Origin of the sequence: Desulfosporosinus cupriresistens, assembly GCF_001707885.1 — a bacterium.
Taxonomy (GTDB): domain Bacteria; phylum Bacillota; class Desulfitobacteriia; order Desulfitobacteriales; family Desulfitobacteriaceae; genus Desulfosporosinus.
Genome location: NZ_MASS01000003.1, coordinates 120,809 through 139,833, shown reverse-complemented (window position 1 = coordinate 139,833; position 19,025 = coordinate 120,809). Strand labels below are relative to the sequence as shown.

At 40.4% G+C, this 19,025-nt stretch carries 14 protein-coding genes and 1 tRNA gene; 11 read left to right on the top strand and 4 right to left on the bottom strand.

All coding sequences use genetic code 11. From position 1 onward, the window contains the following. Positions 1–264: 264 nt before the first annotated feature. The 5 genes from iadA to DSBG_RS02245 all read left to right on the top strand — a co-directional run bounded on the left by iadA (position 265) and on the right by DSBG_RS02245 (position 9,650). A complete protein-coding gene (gene iadA, locus DSBG_RS02265; protein ID WP_068962602.1) occupies positions 265–1,431 on the top strand; it encodes a beta-aspartyl-peptidase in 1,167 nt (388 codons plus the stop codon). Between the two features lie 145 nt (positions 1,432–1,576). After that, positions 1,577–3,589 (top strand): elongation factor G, encoded by a 2,013-nt coding sequence (gene fusA, locus DSBG_RS02260; protein ID WP_068962601.1) that lies wholly within the window; start codon positions 1,577–1,579, stop codon positions 3,587–3,589. Between the two features lie 200 nt (positions 3,590–3,789). Then, positions 3,790–4,365 (top strand): TetR/AcrR family transcriptional regulator, encoded by a 576-nt coding sequence (locus DSBG_RS02255; protein WP_068962600.1) that lies wholly within the window; start codon positions 3,790–3,792, stop codon positions 4,363–4,365. Between the two features lie 52 nt (positions 4,366–4,417). Further along, the gene (locus DSBG_RS02250) at positions 4,418–8,764 is read left to right on the top strand and encodes a 2-hydroxyacyl-CoA dehydratase (RefSeq protein ID WP_068962599.1); all 4,347 of its coding nucleotides are present in this window, start codon (positions 4,418–4,420) and stop codon (positions 8,762–8,764) included. 406 nt (positions 8,765–9,170) lie between these two features. Further along, entirely contained in the window at positions 9,171–9,650 is a 480-nt protein-coding gene (locus DSBG_RS02245; protein ID WP_242877382.1) for a cysteine peptidase family C39 domain-containing protein, read from the top strand. 79 nt (positions 9,651–9,729) lie between these two features. On the opposite strand, the gene ilvD is transcribed toward DSBG_RS02245, so the two are convergent. From ilvD to DSBG_RS02230, 3 genes are all read right to left on the bottom strand, one after another. Then, entirely contained in the window at positions 9,730–11,391 is a 1,662-nt protein-coding gene (gene ilvD / locus DSBG_RS02240; protein WP_068962597.1) for a dihydroxy-acid dehydratase, read from the bottom strand. A gap of 127 nt (positions 11,392–11,518) precedes the next feature. Continuing rightward, the gene (locus DSBG_RS02235) at positions 11,519–12,205 is read right to left on the bottom strand and encodes a FadR/GntR family transcriptional regulator (RefSeq protein WP_068962596.1); all 687 of its coding nucleotides are present in this window, start codon (positions 12,203–12,205) and stop codon (positions 11,519–11,521) included. A 304-nt stretch (positions 12,206–12,509) separates the two neighbouring features. After that, the gene (locus DSBG_RS02230; RefSeq protein ID WP_068962595.1) at positions 12,510–12,779 is read right to left on the bottom strand and encodes a YjcQ family protein; all 270 of its coding nucleotides are present in this window, start codon (positions 12,777–12,779) and stop codon (positions 12,510–12,512) included. Between the two features lie 170 nt (positions 12,780–12,949). On the opposite strand from DSBG_RS02230, the gene DSBG_RS02225 reads away from it, so the two are divergent. Together DSBG_RS02225 and DSBG_RS02220 are read left to right on the top strand one after the other, a co-directional pair. Next, the gene (locus DSBG_RS02225) at positions 12,950–13,837 is read left to right on the top strand and encodes a hypothetical protein (protein ID WP_068962594.1); all 888 of its coding nucleotides are present in this window, start codon (positions 12,950–12,952) and stop codon (positions 13,835–13,837) included. Positions 13,838–14,002: 165 nt separating this feature from the next. Continuing rightward, positions 14,003–14,524: a hypothetical protein gene (locus tag DSBG_RS02220; protein WP_068962593.1), complete on the top strand. Its 522-nt coding sequence runs from the start codon at positions 14,003–14,005 to the stop codon at positions 14,522–14,524. 87 nt (positions 14,525–14,611) lie between these two features. Here DSBG_RS02220 and DSBG_RS02215 read toward each other — a convergent pair. Continuing rightward, positions 14,612–14,685 (bottom strand) — tRNA-Trp (locus DSBG_RS02215). Positions 14,686–14,925: 240 nt separating this feature from the next. On the opposite strand from DSBG_RS02215, the gene DSBG_RS02210 reads away from it, so the two are divergent. From DSBG_RS02210 to DSBG_RS02195, 4 genes are all read left to right on the top strand, one after another. Then, the gene (locus DSBG_RS02210; protein ID WP_068962592.1) at positions 14,926–15,753 is read left to right on the top strand and encodes a PHP domain-containing protein; all 828 of its coding nucleotides are present in this window, start codon (positions 14,926–14,928) and stop codon (positions 15,751–15,753) included. Between the two features lie 43 nt (positions 15,754–15,796). Beyond that, positions 15,797–16,804: a potassium channel family protein gene (locus tag DSBG_RS02205; protein ID WP_068962591.1), complete on the top strand. Its 1,008-nt coding sequence runs from the start codon at positions 15,797–15,799 to the stop codon at positions 16,802–16,804. A gap of 94 nt (positions 16,805–16,898) precedes the next feature. Next, on the top strand, positions 16,899–17,789 hold the full coding sequence (locus DSBG_RS02200) for a BON domain-containing protein (protein WP_068962590.1): 891 nt from the start codon (positions 16,899–16,901) through the stop codon (positions 17,787–17,789). Between the two features lie 239 nt (positions 17,790–18,028). Then, on the top strand, positions 18,029–18,988 hold the full coding sequence (locus tag DSBG_RS02195) for a metal-dependent hydrolase (RefSeq protein WP_068962589.1): 960 nt from the start codon (positions 18,029–18,031) through the stop codon (positions 18,986–18,988). The last annotated feature ends 37 nt before the right edge of the window (positions 18,989–19,025 follow it).

Here is a 19,025-nt window from a genome sequence, read left to right as displayed (position 1 = left end):
CATGTAATCCTCCACAAACAAAATTGTTAATCGAGTTAAATGTTTACTTCTAAACTTATGCTTGTATAAAAAAAGAAATGACTAAGCGCCACGCAGACTCCACTTATTATGTAGTGGAGTCTGCGTGGCGCTTTTAAGGTTCAGATATTTTTTTGTTTAACATTTGGATAATAAAGGATTTTTGGTTCGCTATAGAGAAAGATTTTTCTAAGAGAATATTTGACCAGAATTGGGGTATTATACCTCCGAATAGGAGGAATCATAGTGTGGAAACTAATCAAAAATGCAAAACTTTATTGCCCGGAACTTGTAGATGACACAGATGTCTTGATTGTTGGCAAGAGTATCGCTACAATCGGTAAAAATTTGCGACTTCCCGACTATGCCTCAGGGGAAGTGGTCGACCTTCAAGGCAAAACATTAGTTCCAGGTTTTATCGATGCCCATGTTCACATATGTGGAGGAGGGGGAGAAGCTGGCCCAGCTTCACGTACTCCCGAAATTCAACTTTCGCAATTAACTCGGGGAGGAACGACAACAGTCGTTGGTTGTTTGGGGACAGATTCCATATCCCGGTCAATGACGGAGCTTCTTGTTAAGGCCCAAGCGCTTGAAGATGAGGGAATAACCACGTTTGTCTATAGTGGTGCCTATCAGGTTCCTACGAGAACACTATTACCAACCTTGCAAGAAGACTTGACCCTGATCGAAAAAGTTGTTGGCGCAGGGGAAATCGCGATATCCGATCATCGTTCTGCTCAACCTCAAATTGCTGAGCTTGAGCATTTAGCTGCCGAGGCCCGAGTGGGTGGAATGCTAGGGGGAAAAGCAGGAGTGGTTCATCTCCATCTAGGGGAAGGTAAGCGAGGATTGCAACCGATTTGGACGATTCTTGATCAAACAGAGATCCCCATTACACAATTTATGCCAACCCACATAAACCGAACGCACTCTTTACTTGAACAGGGGATTCAGTTTCTGCTTGCTGGTGGTTATATTGATCTTACGGCAGGTTGCGACGATTTTCCAGCTGAACTACAGGTGCCGGCTGTCCTGCAAATGTTTAACGAACGTAAGATCCTTAATGATCGGGTTACCGTCACTTCCGACGGGAATGGAAGTATGCCTCAGTATAACGAAGCGGGTGTGCTTATCGGCATGGGAGTCGGTTCGGTGGAGGTTCTCTGGCGTGATGTCAGAGAATCGGTGAGAAATTTCGGAATTCCATTAGAGGTAGCTTTACGGACAATTACCTCTAATGTGGCTAATGTTCTTCGCCTTAAGAATAAGGGAATGATTCACGTTGGTTACGATGCAGACCTAGTGCTCCTTGATGAAGATTTAGAGGTTCAAAGTGTCTGGGCAATGGGAAAATGTATGGTTGAAAATAAGCAAACGAAGATATGGGGAACTTACGAAAGGAAAAGTTAATAATATAGAGAGAATACTTGATCTAATCTGCTCAATAAAGTAATACTAAAAAGTCGCTTCAGACATAATACAAACTCCAATAATACTGTTGCAAGTAAAAGGCATGCGTCCTTTTTCTTAATAACATACTAAGGAGGAGATCGTCTTGAAGACCTATGACACAAAACATCTTCGCAACGTTTGTCTGGTTGGTCATGGTGGAACAGGAAAGACTTCCCTAACGGAAACTTTTTTGTTCAATTCGGGTGTGATCAACCGTATTGGCAAAATTGCTGAAGGCAACACTGTTTCGGATTATCTGCCCGAAGAAGTGAAACACAAAGTGTCGATTAGTACGAGTCTTATTCCGATTGAGTGGCAAGGGGTTAAGGTGAATATTCTGGATACTCCTGGATATTCGGATTTTTTTGGGGAAGTCAAGTGCGCATTACGTGTCGTCGAGTGCGGAGTCTTAGTACTTAGTGGAGTTGCAGGACTGGAAGTTCAGGCGGAAATTACGTGGGATGTCATGGAACAACAAAAGTTACCCAGAGCGGTTTTTGTTAATAAGTTGGATCGAGAGAATGCTAATTTCGGAAAGGTATTGGCCCAGTTAAGAGACACCTATCCTCATGCAAAGTTTGTATCTTTGCAAATCCCAATCGGTCAAGAAGCTGGCTTCAAAGGTCTTATCGATATTATCGAGAACAAAGAGTATGACTACGAAACCAATGGGAGCGGTAAGTTTACGGTTAAAGAGGTTCCAGAAGAGTACAAGGAAGAGACAGATCATTTAAGAGCTCAATTAGCCGAAGCTGTCGTTGAAGCGGATGATGAAATATTGACAAAGTACCTGGAAGGAGAAGAAATATGTAATGAAGATCTACAAACCGCTTTACGGGAAGCCTTGAAGCAAAATCTTGTAGTCCCGGTGCTTGGCGGCTCAGTATATAAAAATATTGGCATTACAAATGTCATGAATTTCTTTCATTCCATGCCTTCTCCTGAAGAAGTGAGAGAGAAAGTAGCTTTAGTGTTTAAAACTCTTGCTGATCCCTACGTAGGCAAAATGTCGTTCTTGCGTGTTTATGGGGGAAAGTTTACGGCAGATACGCTGGTCTATAATTCCATTCGCGGGATCGAGGAAAAAATAGCGCAACCATTTTATCTGAGAGGGAAAACACAAGAACCAGTTTCATATGTTTCAGCTGGAGATATTGCTGTGGTCGCTAAATTACAAGAAGTGAAAACAGGGGACACCTTATGTGATAAGGAACAGCCAGTGGAGCTTCCGGTCATTGATCTTCCTGTCCCTTCTTTATCTGTGGCCATTGAGCCGAAAAGTAAAGGGGATGAGGATAAACTCAGCAATTCGTTGGCACGTTTGCTAGAAGAAGATCCAACCATCAAACTTAGTAAAAACACCGAAACCAAAGAGCTGCTTTTAACCGGTCTGGGAGAAATGCAACTAGAAATCCTTCAAGAAAAGCTGACCCGTAAATTTGGGGTGGCGGTAGTTATTAAGGTTCCTCGTGTGCCCTATCGTGAAACAATCCGTAAAAAGGTAAAAGTAGAAGGGAAGCACAAAAAACAAACGGGTGGACACGGTCAATATGGACATGTATGGATTAATTTAGAGCCCTCGGGAGGCAAGGATTTTGAGTTTGACGAAGCAATTTTTGGAGGATCGGTACCGAAGCAATATATACCAGCTGTAGAAAAGGGAATCCGTGAGGCTATGGCGGAGGGAACTATGGTTGGTTATCCAGTGACCGATATCAAGGTCACACTTTGTGACGGTTCTTATCATGCGGTAGATTCATCCGAAATGGCGTTTAAACTTGCCGCGATTGTTGCCTTTCGCAAGGGGATAGAGTTAGCAAAACCAACCTTGCTTGAACCTGTTGTTGAGGTAGAAGTGAGAGTGCCTGAAGTCTATATGGGAGATGTGATTGGTGATCTCAATGGTAAACGCGGAAAATTATTGGGTATCGATGCAGGTGAAAAATATCAAATAATTCGAGCTCATGTCCCTCAGGCTGAAATGATGCGCTATGCCATTGATTTGAGGTCACTTACCCAAGGTAGAGGCACATTTACCATGCAATTCGTCCAATATGAAGTAGTACCGGATAAAATCAGTGAAAATTTAGTAAGTCAATTAAAAATCCGTTCATAGCCATTAAGAAAAAGAGCTGTTTTGCGATCGTTTTTGCAAACAGCTCTTTGAAAATAGGGCTTTTATTATAGATCAAATCAACGAATACAGGTTATGCCATTTGTACCAAATTCTTGGATTGAAGTTATTTATAGAGGATGATAAACTTATGTTAGTAAGAACTAACATGAAAGAGCGTAAGTTGATGATTGGAGAGAGATATGCGTGTCTTGAATACTGAGGATAAAATCCTAAATGCTTCAATTGTTCTCTTTTCGCAAAAAGGCTTTAACGCTGTAACTACTAAGGAAATTGCTAAAAAAGCCGGAGTAAGCGAAATGACTTTATTTAGGCATTTCGAAAGTAAACAAAATCTGTTCGAGAAGGCATTTGATAAATTTGTTTTTTCTCCTAAATTTAGAGCTTTGTATGATGGTTTGGAATGGGATTTAGAAAGAGATTTAAATAAAATATGTTCTTCCTATCAAGATACTTTGTATAGAAATCAAAAAATTATTTTGATGCATTTTAAAAATGATGAATTGAACCCCAATTTTGATGCAACGTTATTCGATTTCCCAAATGAGTTTAGAAAGCTATTAGGCTACTATTTTGAAGAAATGAAAAATAGGGGAGCAATCAGGGAGAATCCTGAAACATTGGCCATGAGTTTTTTAGCTACCAATTTTGGTCTATTCATTACTTCTTTAGTTATGAACAAACTTACGTATGAAACTGATATTCAGGTATGCATAGCCACTTGTGTTAAAATTTTCGCAAAAGGAATAACTTGTTAATATAAATAGCTCTCGAAGATTTAATAAATGTTGTGCATGGTGGAGGAAAAAAATGAGTAGTGTTTTAAATATTGGACTGGATGTTGGTTCTACAACTGTAAAAATAGTTGTTTTAGATAAGGATAAAAATATTGTCTATAAGAAATATCTAAGACATTTTTCTAATATAAGAAATACAGTCGTTATGATGCTTGATGATGCTAAAACAGCCATACAAGGGCATCTATTGACCTTGATGGTTACCGGATCTGGAGGTTATAATATCTCCCAAAAGTTGGAGGTCCCTTTTATTCAAGAAGTCATTGCTTGCACGAATGCTATTAAGAAGGTTATTCCCTCCACGGATGCTGCTATAGAACTCGGTGGCGAAGATGCCAAGATAACGTATTTTGGCGAATCGATCGAACAGCGAATGAATGGTACGTGTGCAGGAGGAACAGGGGCCTTTATTGATCAGATGGCTTCCTTATTACAAACGGATGCTTCGGGTTTAAATGATCTTGCCAAAAACTATGAGAATATCTACCCGATTGCCTCCAGATGTGGTGTGTTTGCCAAGACTGATATACAGCCCTTACTGAATGAAGGAGCCGCCAAAGAAGATATAGCTGTTTCCGTTTTACAGGCTGTTGTTAATCAAACAATTAGCGGCCTGGCCCAGGGGCGTCCGATCAGAGGAAATGTGGCGTTTTTGGGTGGGCCGCTCCATTTTATGTCAGAACTAAGACAACGTTTTATCGAAACCCTTAATCTGGAGAATAAGGGCGTGATTTTCCCCGAGGATTCACAATTTTTTGTGGCGATTGGAGCAGCACTGTCCTCACGTGATAAAGTGCCTTTTACATTTGAGTGTCTCTTTGAAAGAGCACCAATGATTCATAACATTAATAATGTTGAGGGTGAAAAATTAGAAATTCTCTTTGCGAACAAAGAGGAATATGTTGAATTTAAAGAGAGACATGATTTGCATAAAGTCAAGCGTCTGGAGCTTGATAACTATGAAGGAAATGCCTATCTAGGTATTGATGCTGGATCGACAACCACCAAGATTGCTCTTGTCAATCAAGAAGGAAGTTTATTGTACTCACACTATGGCAGTAATATGGGCAACCCTTTAGAATCGACAATCGAGGCCTTGAAAAGTTTGTATGAAAAACTAAATAATAAGACAAAAATTGTAAACTCCGCCGTTACCGGATATGGCGAGCATCTCATTAAAGCAGCCCTGAGAGTGGATATCGGAGAAATTGAAACTGTAGCCCACTACACAGCGGCCAATTTTTTTCGGCCTGGTGTTGATTTCGTCTTAGATATTGGTGGGCAGGACATGAAAAGTTTAGTAATTCGTGATGGCGTGATTGAGTCCATCACTTTAAATGAAGCTTGTTCTTCGGGATGTGGATCCTTCGTTGAAACATTTGCAAATTCTCTGGACATGGATGTCAAAGAGTTTGCGAGACTGAGCCAGGATTCCAGACATCCAGTTGATTTGGGGACGCGTTGTACGGTATTTATGAACTCTAGGGTAAAGCAAGCGCAGAAAGAAGGTTCTGAAGTTAGTGATATTTCTGCGGGGATAGCGATTTCAGTCATCAAGAATGCCCTATATAAGGTGATTCGTTTGCGAAACGCCGAAGAGCTCGGTAAAAAAATCGTGGTTCAGGGTGGAACCTTCCATAATGACGCTGTCCTAAGGGCCTTTGAGAAAATCACGAAGCAAGAAGTTGTATGTCCTGATATAGCCGGTATTATGGGCGCTTTTGGTGCCGCTTTAATTGCTCAAGAGCGTTATGAAGCTGGGCATCAATCTAATCTCATGCAAGCTCAAGATCTCATGGATTTTAATACAGAAACTTCGATGAAACGTTGTGGATTATGTGGGAACAATTGTTTAGTAAGTATTAAGCATTTCTCAAGTGGAAGTGACTATATTTCAGGAAACCGCTGTGAAAGAGGCACGGGAAAAGACACCTTGAAAAGTCAGATTCCCAATCTTTACGAATATAAGTACAAACGAGTATTCAACTACAAACCATTAACTAAGGACAAGGTTTTGAGAGGAACTATCGGAATTCCACGAGTTCTCAATATTTATGAGGACTATCCCTTTTGGTTTACATTTTTTACGGAACTAGGTTACCAAGTTGTTATTTCTGGCCGATCATCTAAAGAAATTTATGAACTTGGGATGGATACTATTCCTTCTGAGTCTGCCTGTTATCCCGCCAAACTTGTGCATGGTCATATTGCTGATTTGATTAAAAAAGGGATTTGTAAGATATTCTATCCTTGCATCCCTTATGCTCAAGTGGAAGATTCACAGGCAGATAATCATTACAACTGCCCAATCGTAACCTCCTACCCAGAGACCATTAATGCGAATATGGATAGTCTTAGAGAGCCCAATGTTACTTTTTATCACCCTTTCTTGCCTATCGATATGCCAAGCAGGATGGTCAATCGATTGGCAGAAGAGTTACAACCCGAGGGAATTCCGAAGACTGAAATAGCGAGTGCTTTGCATAAGGCTTATGCAGAACAAGAAAGGTATAAGCAAGAGGTCAGAAGAAAAGGCGAAGAAACCCTAGATTATATCCGTGAAAAAAAGATACGGGGCATTGTACTCGCAGGCAGACCTTATCATATTGATCCGGAAATTAACCATGGTATACCCGAGATGATAGCGTCCTACGGATTCGCTATCTTATCCGAAGATGCTATCCAACATTTGGGCAAGGTTGAAAGACCATTGCGGGTTGTTGACCAATGGGTATATCATTCAAGAGAGTATACAGCGGCCAGCTATGTTGCCAAGCTGAATGATTTAGAGTTAATTCAATTGAACTCATTTGGCTGTGGTCTCGACGCAGTGACTACAGACCAAATAAAAGAGATACTTGAGGCTTACGGAAAAATTTATACCGTGTTGAAAATCGATGAGATTAGCAATTTGGGTGCCGCAAGAATACGGTTGCGTTCCTTGATCGCGGCCATTAATGAGCGGAAAAAGAAGAATTTTGTCCCTCAGAAACGCTATGATAAGCAGCCCAAGGTTTTATTTACCAAGGAAATGAAAAAAACACATACAATTTTGGCACCTCAAATGTCACCTATTCATTTTCAGTTTTTTAAGAATGGCTTTGAGGACGCAGGTTATACAATCGAATTCTTACCTTCTGTCGATAAGTCTGCGATTGATGAAGGATTAAGGTATGTTCATAATGATGCTTGTTATCCCGCCATTATTGTCGTGGGTCAGTTGATGAAAGCGTTGAGATCTGGCAAATATGATTTAGACAATACTTCGGTCATTATTACGCAAACCGGTGGCGGTTGTCGGGCGACGAATTATATCGCCTTTATCAGAAAGGCCTTAAAAGATGCCAATCTGGAACATGTTCCAGTGATTGCCTTAAATACGGGAAACTCATCTAGTCTAGAGAAAAACCCCGGGTTTAAATTTACTATGCCTATGTTTAATAAAATATTGAGGGGACTTATCTACGGAGATCTTTTAATGCGAGTCCTTTATAGAGTACGCCCCTATGAAGCTTTCCCGGGTTCAGCTAATCTCTTATATGACTATTGGGTAAATCGGTGCCTAGAATCCTTGAAAAAGGGAAATCGAAGAGATCACGAAGAAAATATTCGGCAAATCGTCACGGATTTTGATAACCTGGAAATCTACGAAGATCTAGTCAAACCAAAGGTTGGAGTTGTCGGGGAAATACTGGTTAAATTCCACCCTACTGCAAATAACAACATTGTGGAGCTGTTGGAGGCTGAAGGGGCAGAGGCTGTCGTTCCAGATCTCACAGACTTTCTGTTGTATGGTGCGTATGATAATCGTATTAAGTATAAGAAACTATCGGGCAGCTTTTGGGAGATGTTGTCTGGAATGCTTTCCATAAATAGAATAGAAGCCTATCGCAAAGAGATGAAGAGGGCTTTGGAGACTAGCAAACGGTTTAGTGCCCCGAAACCCATTGAAGAGATCGCCAAATATGCAGAACAACATCTCTCTCTCGCCAACCAGGCTGGTGAGGGATGGTTCCTTACGGGAGAGATGGTCGAGCTGATTCGCAGTGGCGTAAATAATATTGTGTGTTTACAACCGTTTGCCTGTTTACCTAACCATATCACAGGCAAAGGTATGATTCGTGAGATCAGACGAGCTTATCCTCTTGCTAATATCGCTCCCATTGATTATGATCCCGGAGCAAGTGAGGTCAATCAACTAAATCGCATAAAACTCATGCTTTCTGTAGCTGTAGAGAATCTACAAAAAAAGATAGCGGACACTAAAGTAACTTTGGCGAAGACAGAAAATAATTTACTAGATGGTAAACTGGCAATGATGAATTTAGACTCTAAGTTAAGAGAATGTAATTTGGATTAAGGTGAAAACGCGGGGTTGTCCTTTTGAAGAAGGATGACCCCGTTTTTATGACTACTTTTAATTGTATAGTAGAGCTCAACCGTTTAGTCTCGTCTTTAATTATTATTAAGACAGGTTTCGCCTTACTTTGCAAAAAATATATGAGATGATTAAGTGTAAGATACAGTCTAGTTTTATCGCAATTGATTCCTTAGTAATTGAGAGGATATGATTTGAGTTTGTTAGCGAAGAGGAATAAGTTAAAATACGTTTTTGGAGGTGAATTATGAGGTCAATAATTTCTCGAGTCAGAGTGAAGTGGTTACTACTAATAACGCTGATATGTTTAGTGGTCGGAACAATATATAGTTTATCCCCATTACCAAACAGAGACGCTATTTCTTTGGCCGTTCAAAAGAATTTTGAGGTGCCAATAAATACGGGCTTCGAGCTTCAAGGGAAAAACCAATGTGCTGCGTATTCGACAGCTTTTGTTTTAAGAAACTCTGGTAAACAAGCTAAAGGTATTGAGGTTTATGCTGAAATTCCTTTCAAAATCCCTTTTTCAGGGTATGTTTTGCCGAAGGGAGTCCTTTCATATCTGCAGTCTCAAGGGCTAAAACCAATGATGTATAAAGGGGATCTGTCGTCACTTAAAGCTAGACTTGTCCAGGGGCAGGCTCCGGTTATCGTATTGGTTGGAAATAAGTTCTTCTGGCAGCATTACATGACCTTAGTAGGGTTTGATGAAGATAAAAGTGAACTATATTTCTTCGATTCTGATAAAGTAGATGATCAAAACGCCGAACTACCAGGAAATAGGACTATGACAAATGACTATTTTCTAAAATGGTGGAGCAATGGGTTACCAGTTTTTAATCATGTCTACATAACGGCGGAGAAATAGTTTTCAGAAATGTATAGGAAGCTAATAAAAAGGCCCATACCCAGATAGACCTGGTTATGAGCCCTTAATCGACATAATGCTATTGCTTGGGAATTTCTAAAATGGCCCCTTTATTGCCCGACGTGACCTGAGCGGCATATCTGGCCAGGTAGCCTGTTGTAATTCTCGGTTTCCTTGGTTTCCAGTTTGCTCTGCGTTTTATTAGTTCGGTATCACTGATGATAAAATCAATTTTATTGGCCATAATGTCAATTTGGATGATGTCTCCGTCCTCGATCAAGGCGATATTACCGCCTACTGCTGCTTCAGGTGAAACATGACCGATTGCTGCCCCTCTGGTTGCCCCACTGAAGCGCCCATCGGTAATCAAGGCAACGCTTTCACCAAGACCATGTCCCATAATTGCAGAGGTAGGGTTTAACATTTCTCGCATGCCTGGCCCACCCTTCGGACCTTCATAGCGGATTACAATAACATCTCCGGCTACAATCTTGCCGGAATTAATTGCCAGCATGGCATCTTCTTCACAGTCAAATACTCTGGCAGGACCTTCATGTTTGAGCATTTGGGGTGCAACGGCGGAACGCTTTACAACACAGGAATCGGGGGCCAGATTGCCTTTTAAAACTGCGATCCCGCCAGTTTTGCTATAAGGGTCTTCGACAGGTCGGATTACTTCCGGATTTTTATTGAGGCAGCCAGCAATGTTTTCTCCAACAGTTTGGCCGGTGCAAGTCATCAAATCGGTTTTGAGCAAACCTAATTTATTGATTTCATTCATTACTGCATAGATTCCGCCGGCTTCGTTGAGGTCTTCTATGAAAGTATGTCCTGTAGGGGCGAGATGGCAAAGATTCGGCGTTTTGTCGCTGATTTCATTGGCGATATCTAGATTTAATTCAATGCCGCATTCATGAGCAATGGCGGGAAGGTGCAGCATACTGTTGGTACTGCAACCCAAAGCCATATCTAAGGTCAAAGCATTTTCAAAGGCCCCTTGAGTCATAATATCTCTTGGCCGGATATTCCTTTTCAAAAGCTCCATAATTTTCATGCCTGCATGCTTGGCGAGCTGAATCCGGGCCGAATAAACAGCTGGGATGGTGCCATTGCCTTCCAACCCCATTCCCAACACTTCTGTCAGGCAGTTCATACTATTCGCCGTATACATGCCTGAACAGGAACCACAGGTTGGGCAACCTTTGTTTTCAAATTCCTGTAATTTTTCTTTAGTGATTTTTCCTGCTTGGAATTCGCTGACTGCTTCAGAAACATTGGAAAAGCTAATCTTCTGCCCATCTACTTTACCTGCAAGCATCGGACCACCGCTGACAAAGACGGTTGGAATATTCAAGCGTGCTGCAGCCATTAATAAACCGGGGACGTTCTTATCACAGTTTGGTACCATGACGAGAGCGTCAAAGGCATGGGCCAGGGTCATGGCTTCGGTGGAATCAGCAATCAATTCTCTGGTAACAAGCGAATATTTCATTCCCTGATGACCCATGGCTAAGCCGTCGCATACAGCAATCGCGGGGTAGACAAGGGGAGTTCCTCCAGCCATTGCTACACCCAACTTGACCGCATCTACGATTTTATCCAGATTCATATGTCCTGGAACGATATCGTTTTTGGAGCTGACGATGCCGATTAAGGGCCTTTCCATTTCCTCATTTGTTAAGCCCAGCGCATGAAACAAGGCACGTTGCGGTACACTTTTGGTTACTGCATCACTATTCATTTTAAACACCTCTCTATTCTAAAGTTGTATAATTACATTATACGTAGTATGACGTCTAATGTCCATACTATAAATTATACTGCTAATATAAAAAACTGTTTTCTTAGACGAAATAGCTCGGGTTGCGTTATTCTTCTGCAATTCCGAAGCCTCTCATGGCATGAATGATATGAAGCTTCATTGCGGTTTTCGCTCCTTCAGCATCTCGTTTTGCTAGAAACTCCATGATCATCCGATGGTCATTTAAGGTGTTCTGAATCATTTCCTCCTTCGTGTCTGCTAAGAGGACGCCTTTGTCAATGGCCTGATAAAGGATAGGCATCAGGCGATTCATAAATTCATTATGAGTTGCCTTGGCAATTGATTTATGGAAGGCCTGTTCAACCTCGGTTCGATCTTCTTTTTTTAGAATGAGTTCTTCTTCTAGCCTCCCGTAGTAAAGAATCCGCTCAAGCTCTTTATCTGTAGCCCGCTTTGCTGCATAATAGGCTGATTGTGGCTCGAAAATCAGGCGCATTTCATATAAATCTTTTACGTCCAGTTGGCACGTTGTGAGGTCTTTTAAGTTATACCCTTCGTTTAACTCGGGGTTATTCTTCACATAAGTCCCTTTTCCGCGGCGAATTTCTAAGACATTATGAGTGACTAAAATTCTTATAGCTTCTCGTAAGGTGGTTCGGCTGACTTGTAAATCCTCAGAAAGTTGGTTTTCATTGGGAAGCTTATCTCCCATGGCAAATTTTTTATCTATGGAGATCATTGCTAGAATATCGTCTGCTACATTTTCAGCCAGGCTTCTGCCGGGTCTTGTCATGGGCAATCCTCCCCATTTAGAATCTCAGTTTTATGATACTGTAGTAGACATCGTTTTTCAAGCAAGATGTCTGATGTCTTATAGGGAGTTACACACGATGGGAGATCGTTCCGAGCATAAAGAAAACTTGGCTGGCGCCCGCGAAGACACTGTCTTCGCACGTATTAGCCTTCTTTTTAGCCTCTAACGAAGGCGGCGGCCTTGTTGTCCTTATACTTTCTGGTGGTATAAAAAAAGAGCCCGAGTCTCCAAATTATTTACAGACTCGACCACTTGTAATTCTTAATTTCTTTAAGGTTTAATCCTATTTTGTCTCTATAAGAGTACTATTCTTTTTTAAGTAAGCCAATCCCTTTAAAGTGATTTTGGCAGCCTCAAGAAGCACCATGCGGTCAGGGTTTCCTTGCCCGCGAGGTACAGACGCTCCCTTAATTAAGTCATCGTCCTGAATTTGATCAATTAAGTCCCTAAATTCTATTAGACTCAGGCCAAAATCTGAGAATTTTAATTTTGATAGATTTTCACCTTTCTCAATAGCACTTAAAACGTTATAAATAATTTTCTTCTGATTCAAAACTGATTCCTCCTTGTGTGCCAACTTTAATCAATTTAGTGAAGGATTTCTATTACTACTAACCTTAAATCATTCTTTATCTATTATATTGTGATGTTTGTAGATTTTCAATTTTTTAGGCTAGAGAATACAACGTTTATTTCAATAATTTAATTATTAGGGGTGAGTTTATGAATGTGAAAGCGGATACCCTTAGTCGTACGGTCAGTCCTCATAGGTATTTATCTGTGATATTTGCTTGCTTAGCAATCTTCATCCTCTCAGGTTCGGTCTTCATCGATCATAAGGTAGAGGGGGCAGCAAATAGGGAAATTATAAATGCACACGATGTAATTCAAACTTTCCGAATTGAAGGAATAAATTTCCTGCCTGAGACTTCACTTAACCCCCAAGAATTTAGGGTTAAAGATACTGAACCAACTATTTATAAGGATTTACAAGGAAACTTACTGTTTATTTATCCATATAGTTCCTTCGTAGAGAGAAGGGAAAACTTTCGATGGTTTGAGCAGGGAAACATATTTGCGTTTACATTTGAAGGAAGAAGTTATTTCTCCAAGCAATACAGCGTAAAGAATCTTGAGCTTGTCTATTCTATTACTTATTTGTACAATGCTAACCCTCAAGCAGTTGTCGATAATTTTAAGAAAGTAAATCAGGTAATCTTTACTGATCTTAATGCAGGAAAAGAGGTTGTGTTCATGGGTGACAGTCCAAGCTGGGACGTTAAGCTTTCTTTAAGATACTATGAACACTGGTGGACTGACAGTGACGATAAGCTTCAATGTGATAGTTATAATACAGAAACAACGACTATCATCTACAAGGGCAAAATCCCTGAGCACCCAGTTCCAATGAAGTACAGCGTTAGTGCTGGAACTGATAAAAGTTATGGTACTCAGGAAATAACACCCGAAATGCTGGCGAGAACTATCAACCTAGGTGTCAGTGGAAGTAATGGTCTGATACCTCAATTAGATAGTGTCTACAAAATGGAGATAACTTTGGATGGTAAGACGGAAGAACTTGAACTAAAAGCCAAGTCAGATGGAAGCTGATAATCCCTAAACGTTATATGGAATGGCGTATATCGGGGCTCGGAGTAAACGACGAAATTTTAGTCAACCAAACTGTAAAGTCTAGAATCACCTTGGTTAGTGTAATTTTGAAAGTAATTCTCTTGTCATTTATGAAGAATTAAATATTTGATAGGGTGTGATTATTTGAGTAGATTTACATTTCTTGCATCTGACGGTGAATTGCCAGAAATCGATTTGTCCGGCGTCATCAAGTTGACTGTTAAAGACTTAAAGGAGATGAATCCAAGACCAGAATCATTCTGGGATCTCGACAAACTTCCGGATGATTGTGAAGCATTATTTATTCCGAATGAAGCGGACACTGGCGGATTAGAAATTTCAATATGTAAGAATCCCCCCGATGGACTTGAAGAATATATTAAGAAAAAATACATTTATTGGCTTAGTGGAAACTTTGATTTAAAGTGGGCAAATCAATTTCAAGAGTATCTAAATAATAACATCCAAGAAAGTAATTCCATTGAGGTTTGGTCGATTTGGTTTGGGTGGGATGAATTCGAGGAGTTTTTATATAAAGATATAGAATTATCGAAGATAAATAGCTGTGATTTTGAATTATTGGGTCAGAGGGATTGTTGTTTTACGATTAGAAGAGACTTAATGAGACAACTTAAGAAGGGTCATATAGACAAATATGTCCTATAAAATTAAATCTGTCCAAACCCCAAAAAAGTTAACTTGCTAAGCAAACTAAAAAACACCGCAAATCCTTGCGGTGTCTATCTTTTTTGTTGGCAGGGGATGCAAGAGTCGAACTCGCACTGACGGTTTTGGAGACCGCTGTTCTACCATTAAACTAATCCCCTATGATTTTCTGCAACGAAGTGAATTATAACGTATAAAGAGGAATGTGTCAATAAAAAATATTAAGTGCCATAAAAATTGTAGTTTAAACAGAAACAGCCAAGCAGGATTTCTGACGAAAAGCCAGAATAGGCATATTAAGTTTATTTTCTTGACCTTTTTGCACTATATAGAAATTAAGGGATTGGTTGGTATGAGCAACGCAACTATGATATAAAAACAAATGGGAGGGAGGGGTGGTCGTGAGGGTCGATCTACACGTCCATACTCAAGAATCTGACGGTTTGCTTTCAGTTGAAGAGGTCGTGAACCTAGCCTATGACAAGAATGTTCAAACCTTGGCTATTACGGATCATGAGAGTACTGAAGGTGTCGCTAAGGCTGAAATTCTTGCCAAGGGCTTAAATATTAAAATTATTCCTGGCGTGGAATTGCTAACTAACTATCAAGGCCATGAGGTTCATCTCTTAGGCTATTTTAAGGATGTTAATCACCCACTTTTACAGGCTCGTTTGAGAGAGATTCGTGAGCAGCGAACCGCTTTAGCTTATGAGATGGTTGAATGTCTTAATAATGATGGTCTCTCTTTAAGATGGCAGGATGTTGAGAGGGAAGTCTACTCTGAGGGGGCTGTAAGTAAGGGACATATTATGAGGGCCATATACCATCATGAGAGCAGTCACAGTCAGCCAAACTGGCGTGAGATAGCGCAATATTTTCGGCCAGGGGGAGTCGCCTATTTACCCTATCAAAAGCATGCTTTCGAAGACGCAGTTGACCTTATTTTGGCTTGTGGTGGGTTTCCAGTGGTAGCCCATCCCGGACTTTTGTTCGATCCAAAGATAATTTTTTCTCTTTTGGCTTATCGACCTATTGGGCTTGAGGTGTATTATGGTTACTGGGAAAGACAAAATACGCTTATACCGTACTATGCCGAGATCGCGGATAAATTTGCTATCTTAGCAACAGGTGGTAGCGATTATCATGGGCCTTTTGGTCAGATACAACTTGGTCAGATGGATGTTCCAATTGAAGGTGTTCTTAAGTTACAGACCTACCTAACGCTATAGAATATCCTTAGTTACGTTAATCCTGACAGAAAGGAGTAATTTGTTGGATAGACGTATGGTAAGCGCCTTTTTGGCCTTATTAGTAACCCTAATTGTGGGTACATTGGGGCTTATGTTAACGGAACACCTTGATTTTGCTCAAGCTATTTATTTTACAGTAGAAACAATCACGACAGTGGGCTATGGTGATATTAAGGTACAATCTGACGCCGGACATGTTTTTATTATCATCCTAATGATTGGCGGGGTTGGGGTGATGGTGTATTTTACTGGACTTATGATGGCTTTTTTAATTGAAGGTCAATTGGCCGGAGTTTATGGGAGAAGAAAAATGAAAAGAAAGATTGAACAACTTCGTAATCATATCATTGTCTGTGGAGCAGGTCGCGTTGGCAGGCAAGTTCTTTACCGTCTTCGTAAAGAGGGAGCGCAATGTGTTGTGATTGAACAACAAGAAGATCTCGTAAATGAGTTTAGGGAAGAGGGATTTTTAGTTATCCATAGTGACGCCACACATGATGAAACGTTGAAAAAGGCCAGCATTGAGAAAGCCAAAGGACTTATCGCAGCATTACCAGAGGATGCTTTAAATGTCTTCGTAACCTTAACGGCCAAAGGGTTAAATCCCAATATTCATGTGGTTGCTCGGATGGATCAGTTAGAATCTGAAAATAAGTTATTACGAGCCGGAGCAGACAAAGTGATTTCTCCTGCTATTTTAGGTGGGTGGAGAATGGCTATGTCGATTTTAAAACCTATTAGTATGGAGTATATTGAGACTGTGATTCATGATCACAACATTGAGATGGAAATAGTAGAGCTGAAGATTGACCAAGGCTCTAGCTTAGTTGGGAAGACCTTGTCAACTAGTGGCATTAAACAGCAAACTGGTGCAATGGTTCTGGCAATCTTACGAAATAAAGAGGTTATTAGTAATCCAGGGGCAGCGGAGGAAATTTTACAAGGGGATCTTCTCATTGTTTTAGGTTTGAGAGAACAATTGCACCGCTTAGAAGAGGTAGCTGCTAGTATAGCAAGTTTACAATCTTAAATTAAACTTTTTGCGCGTTAATAAAAAAGTAAATCTTAGGATAAAATATCCTCCAAGTGAGATAAAAGAACAGTTTCATTGTGGAGGTAGATTTATGCATAATTCACGCTCCGAACAAGCAGTCCTTAAGGATATCAAAAAACTTATTCATACACATTTCGGGGAAAGTGGCCAAGGACTTCATGTGGAGGTCAAGGGGGATCGAGCTACACTTTGGGGGACCGTTGACAGCCTTGTGGAAAAGGAGTTTTTCGGTAGTCGGGTGGGTCGAATTGACGGAGTTCGAGAATTGGATAATTCTTTAACTGTTGCCAATGATGGAGATATCAAGGATAAAGATGTTGAACAAGGTATTATTGAACGTTTTCAAGGCTCGAATTATAAAGATATCACAACCTTGGGTTGTCGAGTGAGCCGAGGAATTGCGACCCTGCTTGGGCATGTTGAGACCCAAAGTACAGAACGGCTGGCTAAACGTTTAGCTTCTCAAGTTCGCGGAGTAAAAGAAATTCGAAGTGAGATCCAATTTTTAGAAAAGGCTGTAGATGACGCAACTTTGGTTAATCGTGTTGAGAATGCGTTGGTTGCATCTCCGTGGGTAGATGCTCATGAAATCAAAACAGAGGCTCGGAATGGGCTGGTTACCTTAACTGGACTAGTTAATACACAAGAAGTAATGGAGTGGGCTGTTGAAACAGCCTATCAGGTACCGGGTGTAAAAGCGGTGGTCAGCGAAATCTTTACCCGTCATCGCTCACAAGGAGATGATTTGTGGTTAACGGAACAGTTAGTCGCTAAACTTGGCCAACATCGTTTAAATTCCGGACAAGTTCGTGCTTTTGTTCAAGATGGTATTGCATTTCTGACGGGTGAAGTGTATTCTGAAGAACATCGAGAGTTTGCTGAGCAAATGGTCCAATATATCCCGGAAATTCACGGCGTTAATAATTCCATAAAAGTTGCAGCACATTTCAGTAAAGGTTAAATCTTTGAAATGGAAAAATAAAATGTGAGAAGCTGTATTAGCTAATGCAGCTTCTCTCTTCGTATCATCTTAACAACGTACCATTGGAATTGCCAAATACAATCTTAGAAGTTATTTTGCAATAGAAATAATGGAAAACGAGGAATGAAAAGTAATTGGTTTCTATTTATGGCTTTATGATATAATTTAAGTGTTTGACGAACACTTTGTTTTCTTTAAATGATGGAGGTAAGCAAAAAATGGATCCAATAACGCACGGTTTGATTGGAATCGCCTTGAGCACCCTTTCGGGTCACCCTATGCAGCTGAATGATCCTGTATTTTTGGGTTGCACATTAGGTGCAATGCTCCCTGATTTGGATATTATAGCTCACGTAAAAGGTCGCTTAAATTATTTATTAAAACACCGTGGAGCTAGCCATTCTTTGATTGCGTTAACGGGTATGGCGCTGGGGCTTGGCACAGGATTGTATTTCGCTTTTCCAACAACACCGTGGACTAATGTTTTCTTTTGGACTCTGGTTGGAACAATGTCTCATGGTATGATGGACCTATTAAATTCCTATGGTGCTGAGCTTTTATGGCCTTTTTCGCGCAAGAAAATTACGGTAGATATGATTATGCTTACTGACCCAGTCGTTTTAAGCTCTTTCTTTATATCTTTTCTGATTTCACTTAAAGCGCCTGATTTAGCGAAAACCTCTTCACTCGCTGCTTTGACGATTAGTGCGCTATATTTAGGATATCGTCACATGGGACGAATGAAAACACACGATCGTTTGACAAAGATCTACCAGCTAAAAGAAGGAGAACAACTCAAAGTGCTCCCCGCAATGTATCATCCCTTTACCTGGAATTTTATTCTTTTTCAAGGTGACTTTGTACGATTTGGTATTATACGAAATCAAACTCCCTCAATCTGTCGTGTTTTGCCTAAATTTGATGGAGATAACCCTTCTGTGGCCAATGCTCTCGAAGGGAACTTAGCTGAGATATTTAGTCAATTCACTCCTTATTATCATGTCATTGTACATTTTTCCGAAGCTGATGAATGCATAGTTGAATTTTTAGACTTACGGTATTGGGCTAAAGGCGATTTTATTTATTCTGGTAACGTCTTCCTGAATGAAGATGGTGAAATATTCCAGGAGATCTTTCATCCTTTGCCTAATCAAGAAGGTGTAGTGTTGAGTTATTAAAATTCACAATGATATAAAAAAACTTTTGACATTCTCC